Here is a 15352-nt window from a genome sequence, read left to right as displayed (position 1 = left end):
ACTCAGCCCTCGCGATCGCGGACGCTGCGCACGTAGTCGATATGCGTGTGCATCGCCGTGCGCGCTTCTTCTGGGCGCCGCGTGCAGATCGCGTCGCAGACCGCGCGATGCTGGACCAGCAGTTGCCCGGATGCCTCGCGGCCGCGCAAGCGCACGTCGGTGCCACTGATCGTGATGTGCTCGCGCAGCATCCCGAGCACGCTCGTATGCAGATGCAGGAACATCGTGTTGTGCGACGCGAGCGCAATGGCGTCGTGCAGCTGCGCATCGGCGGCGGCCTCGCTTTCCTTGTCGTCGCACGCATGCGAGCGCTCCAGCTCGCGCATCAGCGCGCGGATGCGCTTGATGTCGGCGGAACTCGCGCGCATTGCCGCGAAATAGGCGGTCGCGCCTTCCAGCACGCGGCGGAATTCCAGAATGTCGTCGCGCAGCACGGGATGATCGGCGACCAGCTGACCCCACGGCGACGCGATGCCCGCGCGCAACTGATCCGTCGCGAACACGCCCGCGCCGCGCCGGCTTTGCAGTAAACCGCGCGCTGCGAGCCGCTGGATCGCCTCGCGCACCGTGTTGCGCGACACGTCGTACTGCCCGGCGAGCGCGCGCTCGGCGGGCAGGCGCGAACCCGGCGGCCACGTGCCGTCGAGCAGCGCCGTTTCCATCTTGCGCATCACGCCTTCCACCCTGCCTCTGTTCCTTGTCCCCGTCGCCATGCGGTTTCTCCTGCGCGAGTTGCGTCCAGTGGTCCAACCAATTTGAATTGTCGCGCAGATTTCGGAATCATGCGCCAACGATGCAAGCGATCCGCGAAAGCCGCATGCAAATGCAGGCAACGCAAAAAGCGGACGCATTCTGGAGCGAGATATGAAGGAAAGGCAATATCCGGCGGCCCCGCGCGACGTCTATCTGTTCGCAACCTGCCTCGTCGATCTGTTCGTGCCCGAAGCCGGACTCGACGCCGTCAGGCTGCTCGAACGCGAAGGGCTCGTGGTGCACTTTCCTCAGGAGCAAAGCTGCTGCGGCCAGCCCGCGTATAGCAGCGGCAATCCCGAACAGGCACGCGATGTCGCGCGCGCGCAGCTCGATCTCTTCTCGAAGCCGTGGCCCGTCATCGTGCCGTCGGGTTCGTGCGCGGGCATGATGCGCCATCATTGGCCCAAGCTCTTCGCCGACGAACCGTCGATGGCGGAAAGAGCCCGCGAGCTTGGCGAGCGCGTGTATGAGCTGAGCGAATTCCTGCTGCGCGTGCTGCATATCGACCTCTCCTCCACCACCGACGCTCCGCCAGAAAAAGTCGTGCTGCACACGTCGTGCGCGGCGCGGCGCGAAATGGGCACGCGCGTGCATGGCGTCGAACTCGTCGATGCATTGCCGGGCGTCACGCGCATCGAGCACGAACGCGAATCGGAATGCTGCGGTTTTGGCGGCACGTTTTCGTTGAAGCATCCCGACATCTCGGGCGCGATGGTGCGCGACAAGGTGGCCTCCGCGTGCGCGACGGGCTGCGAGCGGATCGTTTCCGCCGACTGCGGTTGCCTGCTGAACATCGGTCACGCGGCACGCCACCAGAGCGCACCCATCGAAGTCGAACATCTCGCGAGCTTCCTGTGGCGGCGCATGCAAGCACCGACGGCTCGCAACGAGGGCAACGGAGGCAAGCCATGAATGCGCGCGAACGCATGCTCGGACGGTTGCGCGCGGCCGCGCCCACCGACGTTTCCAGCGACGAACTAAAGCGTCTCGACGCGCGCATCGATCTGCATTACGACAGCCGGCGCGCGGCGCGTCCGGCCGTCGAGCTATCGACGCATGCGCTCGTCGAATCGATGCAGACCGCGCTCGCCGCCTCGCATGCCGAGGTGTTTCGCGCGACGGCGCGCACGTGGCCCGCGTTGATCGCGCAACGGCTCGTCGATACGAACGTGAAGCGCGTGCTGCTCGATACGTCGCGTGCGGAAGGCGCAGCATTGCAACGCGCGCTGCCGCTTTCCGTCGCGACACCCACATACGACCGGCCGATCGAAACCTGGAAAGCCGAACTCTTCGAAACGATCGACGCCGGCTTCACAGTCGCGCGCTCGGGCATTGCGTCGACGGGCACGCTGATCGTCGCGCCCGACGAAGGCTCGCCGCGCACGATGTCGCTCGTGCCGCCGCTGCACATCGCGCTCGTCTACGCCGATTCGCTGCATGCAGACCTGCATGCGGCGATGCGAGCCGAGCAATGGCAAGCCGGCATGCCGACGAATCTCGTGCTGATCTCCGGGCCGTCGAAGACGTCGGATATCCAGCAGACGCTCGCTTACGGCGCGCATGGTCCGCGCGAACTGTGGGTCGTGATCGTCGAACGCGAGGCCGATCGCGCCAACAACACGCACGGAGACGCCGCATGAACGCCAGCCCGATGCACTTCGTGCCGACGCAGGACTTCAAGACGCGCGCGCGTGCCGCGCTCGACGATCCGAAACTGCGCAGCAGCTTTCGCGGCGCAATGGACTTTCTGCAAACGAAGCGCCGCTCGCAGTTTCCCGACGACGACGAGTTGCAGCATCTGCGCGACCTCGGCGAAGCGGTGCGCCGTCATGCGCTGTCGCGCCTGCCCGACCTGCTCGTGCAGCTCGAAGAAAAGCTGACGGCGCGCGGCGTTCACGTGCACTGGGCCGAAACGGCCGCCGACGCCACGTCGATCATTCACGGCATCGCGCAAGCCCACGACGCGAAGCGCGTGATCAAGGGCAAGTCGATGGCCAGCGAGGAAATCGAGCTCAACCATTATCTGGAAGCGCGCGGCATCGACTGCATCGAGTCGGATATGGGCGAGTACATCGTGCAGCTCGCGCACGAAAAGCCGTCGCATATCGTGATGCCCGCGATTCACAAAACAAAGGCCGACATCGCGGAATTGTTCGAAACGCACATCCCTGACACGCGCTATACGGAAGATGTCGACGAACTGATCCAGACGGGTCGCCGTGCACTGCGGCGCGCGTTCGTCGATGCGGATATCGGCCTGTCGGGTGTCAACTTCGCCGCCGCCGACACGGGCACGCTGTGGCTCGTCGAAAACGAAGGCAACGGACGCCTGTCCACGACCGTGCCCGACGTGCACATCGCGATCATGGGCATGGAGAAAGTGGTCGGGAAGCTGTCGCACATCGTGCCGCTGTCGAGCCTGCTAACGCGCTCCGCAACGGGCCAGGCGATCACGACGTACTTCAATCTGATCACGGGCCCACGACGCGAAGGCGAGCGCGACGGTCCGCGCGAGATGCACGTCGTGCTGCTCGACAACGGCCGCACCCAGGCCTACGCCGACGAGCAGTTGCGCGCGACGCTGCAATGCATCCGCTGCGGCGCGTGCATGAATCATTGCCCCGTCTATACGCGCATCGGCGGGCATGCGTACGGCACGACGTATCCGGGCCCGATCGGCAAGATCATTTCGCCGCATCTGCTGGGCCTCGAAGAAACAGCCGATCTGCCGACGGCATCGAGCCTGTGCGGCGCATGCGGCGAAGTGTGCCCCGTGCGCATTCCGATTCCCGAACTGCTCGTGCGTCTGCGCACGGAAGCGAACCGCAATCCGAATGAAGTGGTTGCGCATCCGTTGCGTGGACAGGGCGCGAAGTTCAGCCGCGAGGAACAGTTCGTGTGGCGCTTCTGGAGCGGCGCATTCGCGCATCCGCGCGCCTACCGGATGCTGCGCTGGGCCGCGACGCGCCTGCGCGCGTTCGCGCCGAAGAACCAGATGGGCTGGACGCAGCACCGTGAACCGCTAAAGCCCGCGGCGCGCAGCCTGCACGATCTGATGCGCGAGCGCCGACAGCCCGAGTAGCCCGCGCGCTTCGCAGCTTCGCAACCCACACCGACGCGCACGCATCGCCCATGAGTGGCGGTGCGTCCGCACGCGGCTGCGCGCCGCCGACAACGATTCATTGACGCATATTCGGAGGAGACCGACATGCACCCGTGGTATCAGACCTATCTGCCGCTCGGCAGTCTATGGCTCTCCGCGCTCGCGGCCAGCATCCCGATCATCTTTTTCTTTGTGGCGCTCGCGGGACTGCGCCTGAAGGGGCACGTCGCGGCGGCGGGCACGCTGCTGCTGTCGCTGGCAGTGGCCGTGTTCGCGTACGGCATGCCCGTGCAGCAGGCACTGGCCGCTGCGGGCTTCGGCTTCGCATACGGCTTGTGGCCGATCGCGTGGATCATCGTGACGGCCGTGTTCCTCTACAAGCTCGTCGTGAAGACGGGACAGTTCGACATCATCCGCGCATCGGTGCTCGCGCTGACGGATGACCAGCGCCTGCAACTGCTGCTGATCGGCTTTTCGTTCGGCGCGTTTCTGGAGGGCGCGGCGGGCTTCGGCGCGCCCGTCGCGATCACGGCGGCACTGCTCGTCGGCCTCGGCTTCGATCCGCTGAAGGCGGCGGGCCTCTGCCTGATCGCGAACACGGCGCCCGTCGCGTTCGGCGCGATGGGCATCCCTATCATCGTCGCGGGTCAGGTGACGGGCATCGATCCGTTCCTGATCGGTGCGATGGCGGGCCGCCAGTTGCCGCTGCTCTCGCTTGCCGTGCCGTTCTGGCTCGTCTTCATGATGGACGGCAAGCGCGGCGTCAAGGAGACGTGGCCGGCCGCGCTCGTCGCGGGCGGCAGCTTCGCGATCACGCAGTACTTCACGTCGAATCACATCGGGCCGGAACTGCCGGACATCACGTCGGCACTCGTGAGCCTCGTTGCGCTCGCATCGTTCCTGAAGGTGTGGCAGCCGCGCCGCGCGCACGATACGGCACGCGGCACGGTCAGCGGCGGCGCTGCGGCGCTGTCGGGTTTTGGCGGTGGATTCGGTGGATCGAATGGCGCGATGGGCGTGAGCCGCCAGGCGTCGCCGTATACGCTTGCACAAACGATCCGCGCATGGGCGCCGTTCGGCATTCTGACGGCCGTCGTGACGGTGTGGAGCCTGCAGCCGTTCAAGGCGCTGTTCGCCGGGAAGGGTGCGCTCGCCGGCACGATCCTCAAGTTTCACGTGCCCGGGCTCGACCAGCTCGTGATGAAGACGGCACCCATCGTCGCGACGCCGAAGGCCTATGAAGCCGTGCTCAAGATCGATCTGCTCCCGGCCGTCGGCACGGCGATTCTCGTGACGGCGCTGATCTCGATGGCGTTGCTGCGCGTGAAGCCGCGGGATGCGCTCGCGACGTTCGGCGAGACGGTGAAGGAATTGCGCCGCCCCATTCTGTCGATCGGTCTCGTGCTGTCGTTTGCGTTCGTCGCCAACTACTCGGGCATGTCGTCGACGCTCGCGCTGCTGCTGGCGGGCACGGGCGCCGCGTTCCCGTTCTTCTCGCCGGTGCTCGGCTGGCTCGGCGTGTTTCTGACGGGTTCGGATACGTCGTCGAATGCGCTCTTCTGTTCGCTTCAGCACACGACTGCGCATCAGATCGGCGTGTCGGATACGTTGCTCGTGGCGGCGAACACATCGGGCGGCGTGACGGGCAAGATGATCTCGCCGCAGTCGATTGCCGTTGCTTGCGCGGCGACGGGCCTCGTCGGACGCGAGTCCGAGCTGTTCCGCTTCACCGTGAAGCACAGCCTGCTGTTCGCAGTCGTGGTCGGCCTGATCACGCTGTTGCAGGCTTATGTGCTGACGGGCATGGTGCCGGGCTGATTCTCTGCCGCTCGTTGTTCGCGTGAACGCCCGCTGTCATGCGGGCGTTTTTACGTCTCGCTCCACATACGCAGCAGGTTGTGATAACAGCCGACCAGCGTGCGGCGCGCGGCTTCATCGCCGCTCGATGCGTTGAGCCGCTGGATCGCGCCGTCGAGATCGAACAGCATCGCGCGTTGCGTGTCGTCGCGCACGAGGCTCTGCACCCAGAAGAAGCTCGACACGCGCGCGCCGCCCGTCACGGGGCGCACCTGATGCAGGCTCGTGCCCGGATAGACGATTGCGTGTCCCGCAGGCAGCTTCACTTCGTGCACACCGAACGTATCTTCGACCAGCAGTTCACCGCCATCGTATTCGTCGGGCGGCGTGAGAAACAGCGTGACGGAGATGTCGGTGCGCACGCGCGCGCCGCTGCCCGGCACGAGGCGTATCGCGCCATCGACGTGATTGCCGAAGTGCATCCCGCCTTCATAACGATTGAAGAGCGGCGGATACACCTTGTTCGGCAGCGCGGCGCTGATGAAGAGCGGGTGACGCTCCAGCGATGCGATGATCCGATCGCCCAGTTCCAGCGCGATCGGCGAGCCTTCGGCAATCTGCCGGTTGCGCTTGACGGGCGCGCCCTGATAGCCGGCCGTTGCGCGGCCGTCGACCCATGCGTCGCTGGCTTCGAGTTGCGCGCGCATGTCGGCGACTTCGGCGGGACTCAGTACGTCGGGGATCGAGACAATCATCGTTCAACATTCCTGCAGAAGCGTGCGTCATCGCGCGCTTTCCGCATGAAGGGCATCATGCAGAAAGCGCGCGGTTTTCGTGGACCTGGTGGATCTGGCGCTTGAGGCGATCAGAAGAAGCGATAGTTTAACGTCGCGAGGAACGTGCGGCCGAGACCCGGCACCGCGCGCCCGCCGTCGGACGGAATCAGCGCATCGTAGTAGTTCTTGTCCGTGAAGTTCAGCACGTTGAACTGGATGTCGTATCGCTTCGCGTGATACGCGGCCATTGCATCCCAGCGCGTATAGCCGCCGACCTGCACGAAGTTGTTGTTCGCCGCATAGCGCGACGACACATAGGTCGGGCCGCCGCCGACTTCCCAGTGCGGCGTGAACGCGTACGTGGTCCACAGCGTCAGCATGTTGCGCGGCGTATTCGCGGGCACCTTGCCTTGCGTGCCGTCGAACGCCTTCAGGATCTCGCCGTTCATATACGTGTAGCCGCCGAACACCTGCCACTTGTTCGTGATGTGGCCGGCGAGACCCAGCTGATAGCCGCGCACGCGGACGTCTCCGTCTAGCGTATAGGTGCCGTCCGCATTCAGCGTGCGCGCATTCGTCTTCTCGATATTGAAGAGCGATTGCGTCACCGACAGGCCGCCGCCCAACAAATCCCACTTCGAGCCGATTTCATACGATTTGTTGTGCTCGGGCGGCAGGTTCTGTTGACCGTTGGTCAGCGTCAGCGCTTCGAGCGACGGATCGAACGACGTGCCATACGATACGTAGTACGACTGCCAGTCGGTCGGCTGCCAGATGATGCCCCCGCGCACGCTGGTGAAGTAGTTGGTCTGCGTCGCATAGCGTGGCGAATTGATCGAGTTGTGGATCGACGCCTCGTAGCGGTCCCAGCGCACGCCGCCCACCACTTTCCAGTGCTGTCCGATCGACACTGTGTCGTTCGCATAGATGCCCACGCCGTTCGCGCTCGATTCAGCGAGATTGGTGGCCACTTCCTTCACGTTCGACGGACGCGTCGTATACGGCGGATCGATGAGCGGCACGACGCCGATCGTGTTCGACGGCAATCCCGGCGAAGTCGCAGTGAAGGTCTGATTGCTGTACGTTTCGTGGCTCAGATCGACGCCCGTGACCACCTCGTGCTTGAGCGGACCCGTATCGAACTTCGCCTGCAGGTCAGTCGAGTTGTAGATCGAATGATCGTTGATGTTGCGGTCCTTGCCCTGCAGCTTGACGAACAGCTGCGACGGATCGAGCGTCGTGAAGTTGCCGTTGGCGAGCGCCGTCGACGTGGCGAGCGGTCCCGTCAGCACCGATGCCGCATTGGTCGCGCGCGCTTGCGTGCTGTAGTGGCTGAACTGCGTCTGGTTGCGCACGACGAGACCGTCGTCGAAGCGGTGCTGGATGCGCGCGCTGAAGGTCTGCACGTCCTGAATCGTGCGGTCGTCGGTATAGCCGTAGAACGTGCCGCGATTCACAGGCGCGGGATGGCCGTTGAGCGGCGGAATGCCGTAGTCGGGCTGATCGCGGTTGTGCTGGATCAGCGCGGACAGCGTGATCTCCGTCGGCGTGCCGATGCCGAACTTCACTTCGGGCGCAACGCCGTAGTCCTTGTTCTTCATCACGTCGCGCGACGAACCAAGGCTCTGGCCGAAGGCGTTGATGCGGAACGCGGAGGTGTCGGTGATCGGCGTGTTCAGGTCGACCGTCGTGCGATAGCGGTCATGCGTGCCCGCCTGCACGGAGACGTCGGCGCGCTTCTTCAGCTCCGGCTCCTTGCTCACCTGGTTGATCACGCCGCCCGTCGAGCCGCGCCCGAAGTACAGCGACGACGGGCCATACAGCACGTCGATCGATTCGAGGTTGAACGTGTCGCGATAGTACTGGCCGCGATCGCGAAAGCCATCCAGATAGATATCGGTACGCGCCGAGAAGCCGCGCAGGTTGATGTTGTTGCCGATCTGCCCGCCTTCCGCAGCGCCGATCGTGATGCCGGGCACGTTGCGCAGCGCGTCGCTGAACGAGCTCACCGCCTGCGATTGCAGCACGGCCTTCGGCACCACCGTCACCGCCTGCGGAATGTCGCGCAGCGCGGTCGGCACTTTGGCGCCCACGCTCGATATGTCCGGCTGGAAGTCGCCGGCGTTGTCAGCCTGGCCCGTCACTTTGACGGCGGGCAGCGTGGCGTTGTCGGAAGGCTGGCTGGCGGAGGGCTGGCTGGCGGGAGGCGTCGACGCGTCGGCCTGGGCAATGCTGGCTGCCGGTGCTGCGGCAGGCGTCGTCGTTTGAGCGTAGAGCGGCGTCGCAAAGACGGCCATGACGGCCGCTGCGAATGGCGTAGTTCGATGCATCTCGATTCCTGTCGTTGTCGCTGATTTTTCTTGGTGCGACGGGCAAGGGGCACCCGTCCGGTTCGCGCGACGGGCGCGCGAATCGCCCCGCCAAGCCGGATTGCTCCGGCGCATCATTTCCTAAATGCGAATCGGTATCATTACATGAACGGTAACAATTCGCAATATGTTCGAAGCATTTCTATAGTCATTGCGCGTCACTCAAGATTTTTCATCGCGCGGTCTGCTCCTCGGCTTTCGCTAAAAGATGTGCATGCGTTGCCGCTCCAAATGCGGCACGGGAATATCGACTCGCACTCGCTCCCGTTTGCGATGCGATGACGACGAGACATCCGGACGCCTCATGTCATACGTAACAGCCGCGTTGCTCACGGTCAGTCGTCGCAACATATGACGCGCGATGCGTCAGCTTCCCGGCGATGCGTTCGCGCCCGCACCACAGCCGCGATGCAACGCGTTTTCGCGGAGTACTCCCTCCGTGCATCGCTCAGAAAATGCCTTGTTTTGCGGGGCTTTTTCGATTTTGCAGCCCGTCTGGACCGCGTTTTGCGCAGGTCAAAACCGAATGCGGGTATACGTTAATTTGTACACGCGGACCCTCCCCGTTTTACTGAATGAAAGCCAGGTCGTCCGAACTACTTTGATCAGACATGATCGAGGGGTCGGACGTCGTTCATTTGTACCGGAGGTGTAGCATGGCGAATCTGTCCAGCAGTGCAATCGATGAATTCAAAGCTCTCACGCGAGGCCAGGTGGTATTGCCCGGCGATCCATCGTTCGATGAAGCGCGCAGCATCTGGAATGGAATGATCGACCGTCGCCCCGCGATCATCGTGCGCTGCGTGGGCACAGCCGACGTGCGTCGCGCCGTCAATTTCGCGCGCGACAACAGCCTGCTGCTGGCCGTGCGCGGCGGCGGCCACAATATCGCGGGCAGTGCCGTGTGCGAAGACGGCATGCTGATCGACCTGTCGCCGATGAAGTCCGCGCGGATCGATCCCATCGCACGCCGCGCCTATGTCGAGCCGGGCTGCACGTTGCGCGACTTCGATCATGAAGCGCAGGCCTTCGGTCTCGCCACGCCGCTCGGCATCAACTCGACGACGGGCGTCGCGGGCCTCACACTCGGCGGCGGTTTCGGATGGCTGAGCCGGCGCTTCGGGATGTCGGTGGACAACCTGATTTCGGCCGACGTCGTCACGGCCGACGGCGAACTGCTGCGCTGTAGCGCCGATTTTCACGAGGACCTGTTCTGGGCGATTCGCGGCGGCGGCGGCAACTTCGGTGTCGTCACGATGTTCGAGTTCCAGCTGCACGCCGTCGGCCCGGAGGTATACGGCGGCCTCGTCGTGCTGCCGATGGATCAGGCGCGCGATGCGCTCGTCAAATATCGCGCCGCCTTCGAAACGTGGCCGGACGAGCTGACCGTCTGGGCCGTCGCGCGCTTCGCGCCGCCGTTGCCTTTCCTCAGCGCCGACGTGCACGGCAAGCCGATCATCGCGTTCGCCGTCTGCTATACAGGGCCGGCCGCGAATGGTCCGGGCGTGGTCGACGAGGTGCGCAAGTTCGGCACGCCCTATGGCGAGCATCTCGGGCCGATGCCGTACGCCGCATGGCAACAGGCCTTCGATCCGCTCCTCACGCCGGGCGCGCGCAACTATTGGAAGTCGCACAATCTCGCGACCCTGGACGACGGCCTGATCGACGCGTTCGTCGATGCGATCGGCAATCTGCCGTCGCCTCAGTGCGAGATTTTCTTCGGCGCAATCGGCGGACAGACGATGCGCGTCGCGCCCGATGCAACGGCCTACTCGAATCGCGACGCGAAGTATGTGATGAACGTGCACGGCCGCTGGACGGAAGCCGCCGACGACGAGCGCTGCATCGCGTGGGCGCGCGCGTTCTTCGACGCGTCGGCACCGTTCGCGCTCGGCAGCGTGTATGTGAACTTCATGACGGAGGAAGAAACGACGCGCATCGGCTCGGCGTATGGTCCGAACTACGAGCGTCTCGTCGCCGTGAAAGATCGCTATGATCCGCAGAACCTGTTCCGTCACAACCAGAACATCAAGCCGTCGTCGATGGCCTGATTGCGGTGCAGGGGCGCGCTCCGTGGTCGTGACATGGCGCGCATGAACTTCGCGATTGCCGGACAGCAAACGCTTTCTCATTGCTGTCCGGCACTTTCGTTTTTGCACTTTCGTTCTCGCGCCTTCGCAATCGCGTTGCGCTGCACTGCGCGATGCGCGCGTGCCTGACCCGACGCTAAAGTATCGTGCGCACTTCCGACGCAACCCTTTCCTCGCCGCTTTCCATGCGCATGCGCATCGCCTTGCTGACGATCGTCGCGATGTTCGCATTCGCGGGCAACTCGCTGCTGTGCCGTGTCGCGCTGAAGGGCACGTCCATCGATCCCGCAACCTTCACGACCATGCGCGTCGTGTCTGCGGCCCTCGCGCTGTGGATCATTTTGCGCATGCGCCGGGTTTCGCGGCCGGTCGGCGGCAACTGGGTTTCAGCCTTCGCGCTCATCGCCTACGCGGTGGCGTTTTCATTTGCGTATGTGTCGCTCGCGGCGGGCACGGGTGCGCTGCTGCTGTTCGGCGCCGTGCAGGCAACGATGATCGGCTACGGTCTCGCGCGTGGCGAGCGTCTGCGTCCGCATCAATGGATTGGTATCGCATGCGCGCTCGCGGGCCTCGTCGGTCTGGTGCTGCCTGGCCTCAGCGCGCCGGCTCCGTTTGCGTCGCTGCTGATGCTGTGCGCGGGCGTCGCGTGGGGCGTGTATTCGCTGCGCGGCAAGGGCGCCGCCGACCCAATCGCCACGACAGCGGGCAATTTCATCCGCGCTGTTCCGTTCGCCGTGGCCGTCAGCGCCGGCGCGTTCGCCCACATGTCGATCGACGCAATGGGGCTGCTCTTCGCGGCGCTATCCGGCGCGTTGACGTCGGGCCTCGGCTATGTGATCTGGTACGCGGCGCTGAAGGAACTCAGGGCCGCCACGGCCGCGACGGTGCAACTGAGCGTGCCGCCGATTGCCGCGATCGGCGGCATCGCACTGCTCGGCGAGCCGCTGAACGCGCGCCTCGCGCTCAGTTCGATCGCGATCCTGGGCGGCATCGCGCTCGTCGTCGCGCGCCGCTGACGGCAGCGCCCCTCACTTCGTTCACAACGCTGTCTCGACGCAAACGGGGCGCATCGAGACGCAGCGCTCGCCCTTTCGCCGAACCGCTTACTGATCGACGCCGACGATCACGCTCGACGCCTTGAAGATCGCCGCAGCCGCCTTGCCGCTCGCGAGGCCGAGCCGCTCGACGCTGTCGTTGGTGACGATGGCCGCGATCTGCGCGCCGCCCGTGGCCGAAATGATGACCTCGCTATTGACGGCGCCCTTCGTTACCGACGCGACCGTGCCCGCGACGCAATTGCGCGCCGATACCTTGCTGCTATCCGCATCGACCATCACGATCACCGACGACGCCTTCACCAGCGCGAACGCCGGCTTGCCCGCCGCGAGTCCCAGCGATGACGCGCTGCCGTGCGTGATCACCGCGACGATGTCGAGACCGTCCTGGGTGCGCAACGTGATTTCGTCGTTGACGGCTCCCGTCTTGACGGCTGTGATCTGACCGGCGAAGTGATTGCGGGCGCTCGTACGCATGGCGATGGCTCCTTTGGGTTGCCGTTGTTCGTTGCTGCAACGGCGGCGGCAACGGCGATCGATGGAAGCTCGCAGTGTACCGCGCGCAAATGACGGTTCGCTGTCCGCGTGCCGCATCGGAATGGGCATCCCAGTTGCTGCGATGGAAGGATGAACCTTCGAAAGGAGCCGCCATGAAAACGATCGATCTGTCGCAGCGCATCGAGGAAATCGAACTGGCCCTCGCCGCTACCTTCGAATCGCCGAAATCGCCGACTGTCAGTGCGTATCAGGAGGGTGCGACCACGTTTCTCACGCTGGCGTGGGTCGTCGAAACGGGCCGCGACACGACGCTCGACGCGCGCTGTGTCGCGAGGCTCAAGATCAGTGATCACCAGATCAACCACTATGCCACGCTGGAGACCGCGAAACGCCGCATCGTGCAAGGCCGCCTGAAAGACCTGCTGCGGCAGCGCGTCGATGCAATGCGCTCGGAAGCAGGATCGGACGAAAACTGCTCGTTGCAGTTCGACGTCGACGACGCCCTGTTCGACGTGCCCGACGAGCCTTACAACATCTAGCGTCGGCAGCGGCGGCGTAGGCGACCGTCGGCAAGGATCGCGTGCACGACTTTCCGTCCTTTTACGGGGACAATAGACTATGCTAACGCGCGAACCGCAACGCTCGCGCCACCATGCGCCGCCGAATACAACTCGAGTCTATTGCCGATGAACGCCACCACCGACGATTCCCCGCGCCCCGCCATGCGCGCGCTCACGCCGCTCGAAGCGCGCGTGCTGGGCGTGCTGTTCGAGAAGCAGCACACCGTGCCCGATACCTATCCGCTGTCGCTCAATTCGCTCGCGTCGGGCTGCAACCAGAAGACCTCGCGCTCGCCCGTGATGAACGTCAGCGAAAGCGAGATCATGGACGCGATTAACAGCCTGAAGCGCCTCTCGCTCGTGCTCGAAGGCAGCAGCAGCCGCGTGCCGCGCTACGAGCACAACATGGAGCGTGTGCTCGGCTTGCCGCGCCAGTCGGCTGCGCTGCTGACCGCCTTGCTGCTGCGCGGTCCACAGACGGCCGCCGAACTGCGGCTCGCGACGTCGCGCCTGCATGGCTTTGCCGATACGTCGTCGGTCGAAGCATTTCTCGAAGAACTCGCGGCCAACGATCCGCCGCGCGTCGTCAAGCTTGCGCGCACACCGGGCGAACGCGAAAGCCGCTGGATGCATCTGCTGTGCGGCGAGCCGTCGCCCGAACTGACGCGCGGCGCGGCCCTGTCCGACGATGCGCTGCCGCCCGGCGAACTCGAATCGCTGCGCGCGCAGCAACGGCAGTTGAGCGAACGCGTCGAGCGGCTCGAAGCGCTCGTCGAGCGGCTCGCGGGTGAACTGGGCGTATCGCTCGACGATTTCAAGGACAGCCCGTCATGAAGCAGCATAACGAGTCATAGAAAGGGAAACGCATGTTTGTCGTGTACTGGCTCGAAGAAGGCAACGCGTCGACGGCGACCGCCCGCTTCGAGCGGTTCGGCGACGAAGACATGACGCAAGCGCTCGCGTTCACCGAGGCGTTGCGCAAGAAACAGGCGGCAGGCGGCGATGTGAGCTTCGTCACGTTGTGCAGCGAGAACCCGCGTTCGGTCGGCAAGGCGGGTGCAGCGGACCCGCCCGCCGGTTACGCATGGAAGAAGCGCCGTCCTTGATACCCGTTGTGCGTGAGCGCGTTCGCGCATGCCATCTCTATGGCAGAAACGTCGCTCCTTGAGTAAGCGATCGGCGCGCGCCCATCACGATTCAACCCATCTTCCCGCACACACTTCACAACACAAACGCGCCTGCAAAACGCGCGAATGCGAAACTGTGTAAAACCTTCAGGATTCCGGAATCAAACGTCAACTTTCACTGTCGGAGCGGCGTTCTACGCGTTTGGGCCGCGAACCGTCCCAGTGCGCCTACGTGCCCCCGCATGGCCGAACGACAAGAGGAAGACGACATGACACACACGCAATCGAACCGTCGCGCGCATCTGCTGCTGGGCGCAGGTCTCGCGCTGTTATTGGCGAACGCAGGTTGCACGTTGCTGCCTTGGCAGATGGCTCCCGAGGACCGGTCGTCCAGCCAGCCGACGCAAGCGGCGATATCGGCGAACCAGCCGGCGCCCCGCGTGACGGCCAGCACGACGAGGCCGCTCGCGCCCGTGAAGGAAGGCTATTACCGCGTCAAGCCCGGCGATACGCTGTATCGCATTGCGACGGCTCACGGCCGGCGCAGCGACGACGTCGCCAGATGGAATAGCCTCTCGGACGCGAACCACATCGAACCGGGCGGCGTGTTGCGCGTCGCGCCGCCCGATACAGCCGAGGACAGCAAGTCTGTCGCGACAACGCCCGAGCAAGCCGCGTCCAAAGCGTCCGCGAAGCGCGAAGCCGCCGCCGACATGAAAGACAGCGACAAGAGCGACAAGGATAAGGGCGACAAGGACAAAAGCGACAAGACCCGCTTCGGCTGGCCCGCGCGCGGCACGCTCAACGCGGTGTACGGACAGGGCAAATCGAAGGGCATGGTGATCGCGGCCAAGGCCGGCGATCCGGTAAAAGCAGCCGCCGCCGGCCGCGTCGTGTTCGCGGGAGATGGCGGCAAGCCGTATGGGAAGCTGATCGTCATCAAACACGACGACACACTCGTCACGGCCTATGGACACAACCGCAAACTGCTTGTGAAGGAAGGCACGAGCGTCAAGCGCGGCGAGACGATCGCCGAGATGGCGGAGAGCGAAAAAGGACCAGGTTCGGGACCAGGCTCTGAACCAGCCTCCGGCGCCGGCTCTCTGCGATTCGAAGTCCGCAAGGACGGCAAGCCCGTCGATCCCGCGCCCTATCTGCCGCGCGTCGGTTCGTGACGGACACGCGCACCGCAAAAGAAAAAACCGCGAACGGCCTGCGCCGTTC

General features: G+C 64.6%; 14 protein-coding genes. 10 read left to right on the top strand and 4 right to left on the bottom strand.

All coding sequences use genetic code 11. The features are described 5' to 3' along the window. Window positions 1–2: 2 nt before the first annotated feature. Window positions 3–671, bottom strand: a complete 669-nt coding sequence (locus tag BMW76_RS11255) for a FadR/GntR family transcriptional regulator (protein WP_090865241.1) — start codon at window positions 669–671, stop codon at window positions 3–5. A 193-nt stretch (window positions 672–864) separates the two neighbouring features. On the opposite strand from BMW76_RS11255, the gene BMW76_RS11250 reads away from it, so the two are divergent. From BMW76_RS11250 to BMW76_RS11235, 4 genes are all read left to right on the top strand, one after another. Further along, window positions 865–1665 (top strand): (Fe-S)-binding protein, encoded by an 801-nt coding sequence (locus tag BMW76_RS11250; RefSeq protein ID WP_090865198.1) that lies wholly within the window; start codon window positions 865–867, stop codon window positions 1663–1665. After that, window positions 1662–2393, top strand: a complete 732-nt coding sequence (locus BMW76_RS11245; RefSeq protein WP_090865197.1) for a LutC/YkgG family protein — start codon at window positions 1662–1664, stop codon at window positions 2391–2393. The genes BMW76_RS11250 and BMW76_RS11245 overlap by 4 nt, the downstream gene beginning before the upstream one ends. Then, on the top strand, window positions 2390–3835 hold the full coding sequence (locus BMW76_RS11240) for a LutB/LldF family L-lactate oxidation iron-sulfur protein (RefSeq protein WP_090865196.1): 1446 nt from the start codon (window positions 2390–2392) through the stop codon (window positions 3833–3835). Before BMW76_RS11245 ends, BMW76_RS11240 begins: the two co-directional genes overlap by 4 nt. Before the next feature lie 126 nt (window positions 3836–3961). After that, the gene (locus BMW76_RS11235) at window positions 3962–5674 is read left to right on the top strand and encodes a lactate permease LctP family transporter (protein WP_090865195.1); all 1713 of its coding nucleotides are present in this window, start codon (window positions 3962–3964) and stop codon (window positions 5672–5674) included. Window positions 5675–5724: 50 nt separating this feature from the next. Here BMW76_RS11235 and BMW76_RS11230 read toward each other — a convergent pair whose 3' ends face one another. Together BMW76_RS11230 and BMW76_RS11225 are read right to left on the bottom strand one after the other, a co-directional pair. Beyond that, window positions 5725–6408 carry a Fe2+-dependent dioxygenase gene (locus BMW76_RS11230; protein WP_090865194.1) on the bottom strand — a complete coding sequence of 228 codons (684 nt, stop codon included), beginning with the start codon at window positions 6406–6408 and terminating at the stop codon, window positions 5725–5727. A 110-nt stretch (window positions 6409–6518) separates the two neighbouring features. Next, the gene (locus tag BMW76_RS11225; protein WP_090865193.1) at window positions 6519–8759 is read right to left on the bottom strand and encodes a TonB-dependent receptor; all 2241 of its coding nucleotides are present in this window, start codon (window positions 8757–8759) and stop codon (window positions 6519–6521) included. 695 nt (window positions 8760–9454) lie between these two features. On the opposite strand from BMW76_RS11225, the gene BMW76_RS11220 reads away from it, so the two are divergent. Continuing rightward, window positions 9455–10849, top strand: a complete 1395-nt coding sequence (locus BMW76_RS11220) for an FAD-binding oxidoreductase (protein ID WP_090865192.1) — start codon at window positions 9455–9457, stop codon at window positions 10847–10849. 224 nt (window positions 10850–11073) lie between these two features. Beyond that, complete coding sequence (locus tag BMW76_RS11215) at window positions 11074–11904, top strand: DMT family transporter (protein ID WP_090865191.1); 831 nt, start codon at window positions 11074–11076, stop codon at window positions 11902–11904. Between the two features lie 87 nt (window positions 11905–11991). Here BMW76_RS11215 and BMW76_RS11210 read toward each other — a convergent pair whose 3' ends face one another. After that, window positions 11992–12420: a TOBE domain-containing protein gene (locus BMW76_RS11210; RefSeq protein ID WP_090865190.1), complete on the bottom strand. Its 429-nt coding sequence runs from the start codon at window positions 12418–12420 to the stop codon at window positions 11992–11994. Between the two features lie 173 nt (window positions 12421–12593). Between BMW76_RS11210 and BMW76_RS11205 the strand changes: the two genes are divergently transcribed. The 4 genes from BMW76_RS11205 to BMW76_RS11190 all read left to right on the top strand — a co-directional run bounded on the left by BMW76_RS11205 (window position 12594) and on the right by BMW76_RS11190 (window position 15303). Further along, the gene (locus BMW76_RS11205) at window positions 12594–12980 is read left to right on the top strand and encodes a hypothetical protein (protein ID WP_090865189.1); all 387 of its coding nucleotides are present in this window, start codon (window positions 12594–12596) and stop codon (window positions 12978–12980) included. A 147-nt stretch (window positions 12981–13127) separates the two neighbouring features. After that, window positions 13128–13835, top strand: coding sequence for a YceH family protein (locus tag BMW76_RS11200; protein ID WP_090865188.1), 708 nt, complete (start codon window positions 13128–13130; stop codon window positions 13833–13835). 32 nt (window positions 13836–13867) lie between these two features. Next, the gene (locus BMW76_RS11195) at window positions 13868–14107 is read left to right on the top strand and encodes a hypothetical protein (protein WP_090865187.1); all 240 of its coding nucleotides are present in this window, start codon (window positions 13868–13870) and stop codon (window positions 14105–14107) included. A 290-nt stretch (window positions 14108–14397) separates the two neighbouring features. Then, window positions 14398–15303, top strand: coding sequence for a M23 family metallopeptidase (locus BMW76_RS11190; RefSeq protein ID WP_090865240.1), 906 nt, complete (start codon window positions 14398–14400; stop codon window positions 15301–15303). The last annotated feature ends 49 nt before the right edge of the window (window positions 15304–15352 follow it).

The sequence above is a fragment of the Paraburkholderia diazotrophica genome (genome assembly GCF_900108945.1).
GTDB lineage: Bacteria > Pseudomonadota > Gammaproteobacteria > Burkholderiales > Burkholderiaceae > Paraburkholderia > Paraburkholderia diazotrophica.
Note: the sequence above shows the minus strand (reverse complement) of the source record. Positions and strands in the feature narration are given on the sequence as shown.

What these genes read in the sequence shown, in the direction of transcription:
- BMW76_RS11195 (WP_090865187.1), top strand. Translation starts at nt 13,868, where the DNA reads ATGTTTGTCGTGTACTGGCTCGAAGAAGGCAACGCGTCGACGGCGACC.
- BMW76_RS11200 (WP_090865188.1), top strand. Translation starts at nt 13,128, where the DNA reads ATGAACGCCACCACCGACGATTCCCCGCGCCCCGCCATGCGCGCGCTC.
- BMW76_RS11250 (WP_090865198.1), top strand. Translation starts at nt 865, where the DNA reads ATGAAGGAAAGGCAATATCCGGCGGCCCCGCGCGACGTCTATCTGTTC.
- BMW76_RS11205 (WP_090865189.1), top strand. Translation starts at nt 12,594, where the DNA reads ATGAAAACGATCGATCTGTCGCAGCGCATCGAGGAAATCGAACTGGCC.
- BMW76_RS11255 (WP_090865241.1), bottom strand. Translation starts at nt 671, where the DNA reads ATGCGCAAGATGGAAACGGCGCTGCTCGACGGCACGTGGCCGCCGGGT.
- BMW76_RS11235 (WP_090865195.1), top strand. Translation starts at nt 3,962, where the DNA reads ATGCACCCGTGGTATCAGACCTATCTGCCGCTCGGCAGTCTATGGCTC.
- BMW76_RS11245 (WP_090865197.1), top strand. Translation starts at nt 1,662, where the DNA reads ATGAATGCGCGCGAACGCATGCTCGGACGGTTGCGCGCGGCCGCGCCC.
- BMW76_RS11210 (WP_090865190.1), bottom strand. Translation starts at nt 12,420, where the DNA reads ATGCGTACGAGCGCCCGCAATCACTTCGCCGGTCAGATCACAGCCGTC.
- BMW76_RS11230 (WP_090865194.1), bottom strand. Translation starts at nt 6,408, where the DNA reads ATGATTGTCTCGATCCCCGACGTACTGAGTCCCGCCGAAGTCGCCGAC.
- BMW76_RS11240 (WP_090865196.1), top strand. Translation starts at nt 2,390, where the DNA reads ATGAACGCCAGCCCGATGCACTTCGTGCCGACGCAGGACTTCAAGACG.
- BMW76_RS11215 (WP_090865191.1), top strand. Translation starts at nt 11,074, where the DNA reads ATGCGCATGCGCATCGCCTTGCTGACGATCGTCGCGATGTTCGCATTC.
- BMW76_RS11190 (WP_090865240.1), top strand. Translation starts at nt 14,398, where the DNA reads ATGACACACACGCAATCGAACCGTCGCGCGCATCTGCTGCTGGGCGCA.
- BMW76_RS11220 (WP_090865192.1), top strand. Translation starts at nt 9,455, where the DNA reads ATGGCGAATCTGTCCAGCAGTGCAATCGATGAATTCAAAGCTCTCACG.
- BMW76_RS11225 (WP_090865193.1), bottom strand. Translation starts at nt 8,759, where the DNA reads ATGCATCGAACTACGCCATTCGCAGCGGCCGTCATGGCCGTCTTTGCG.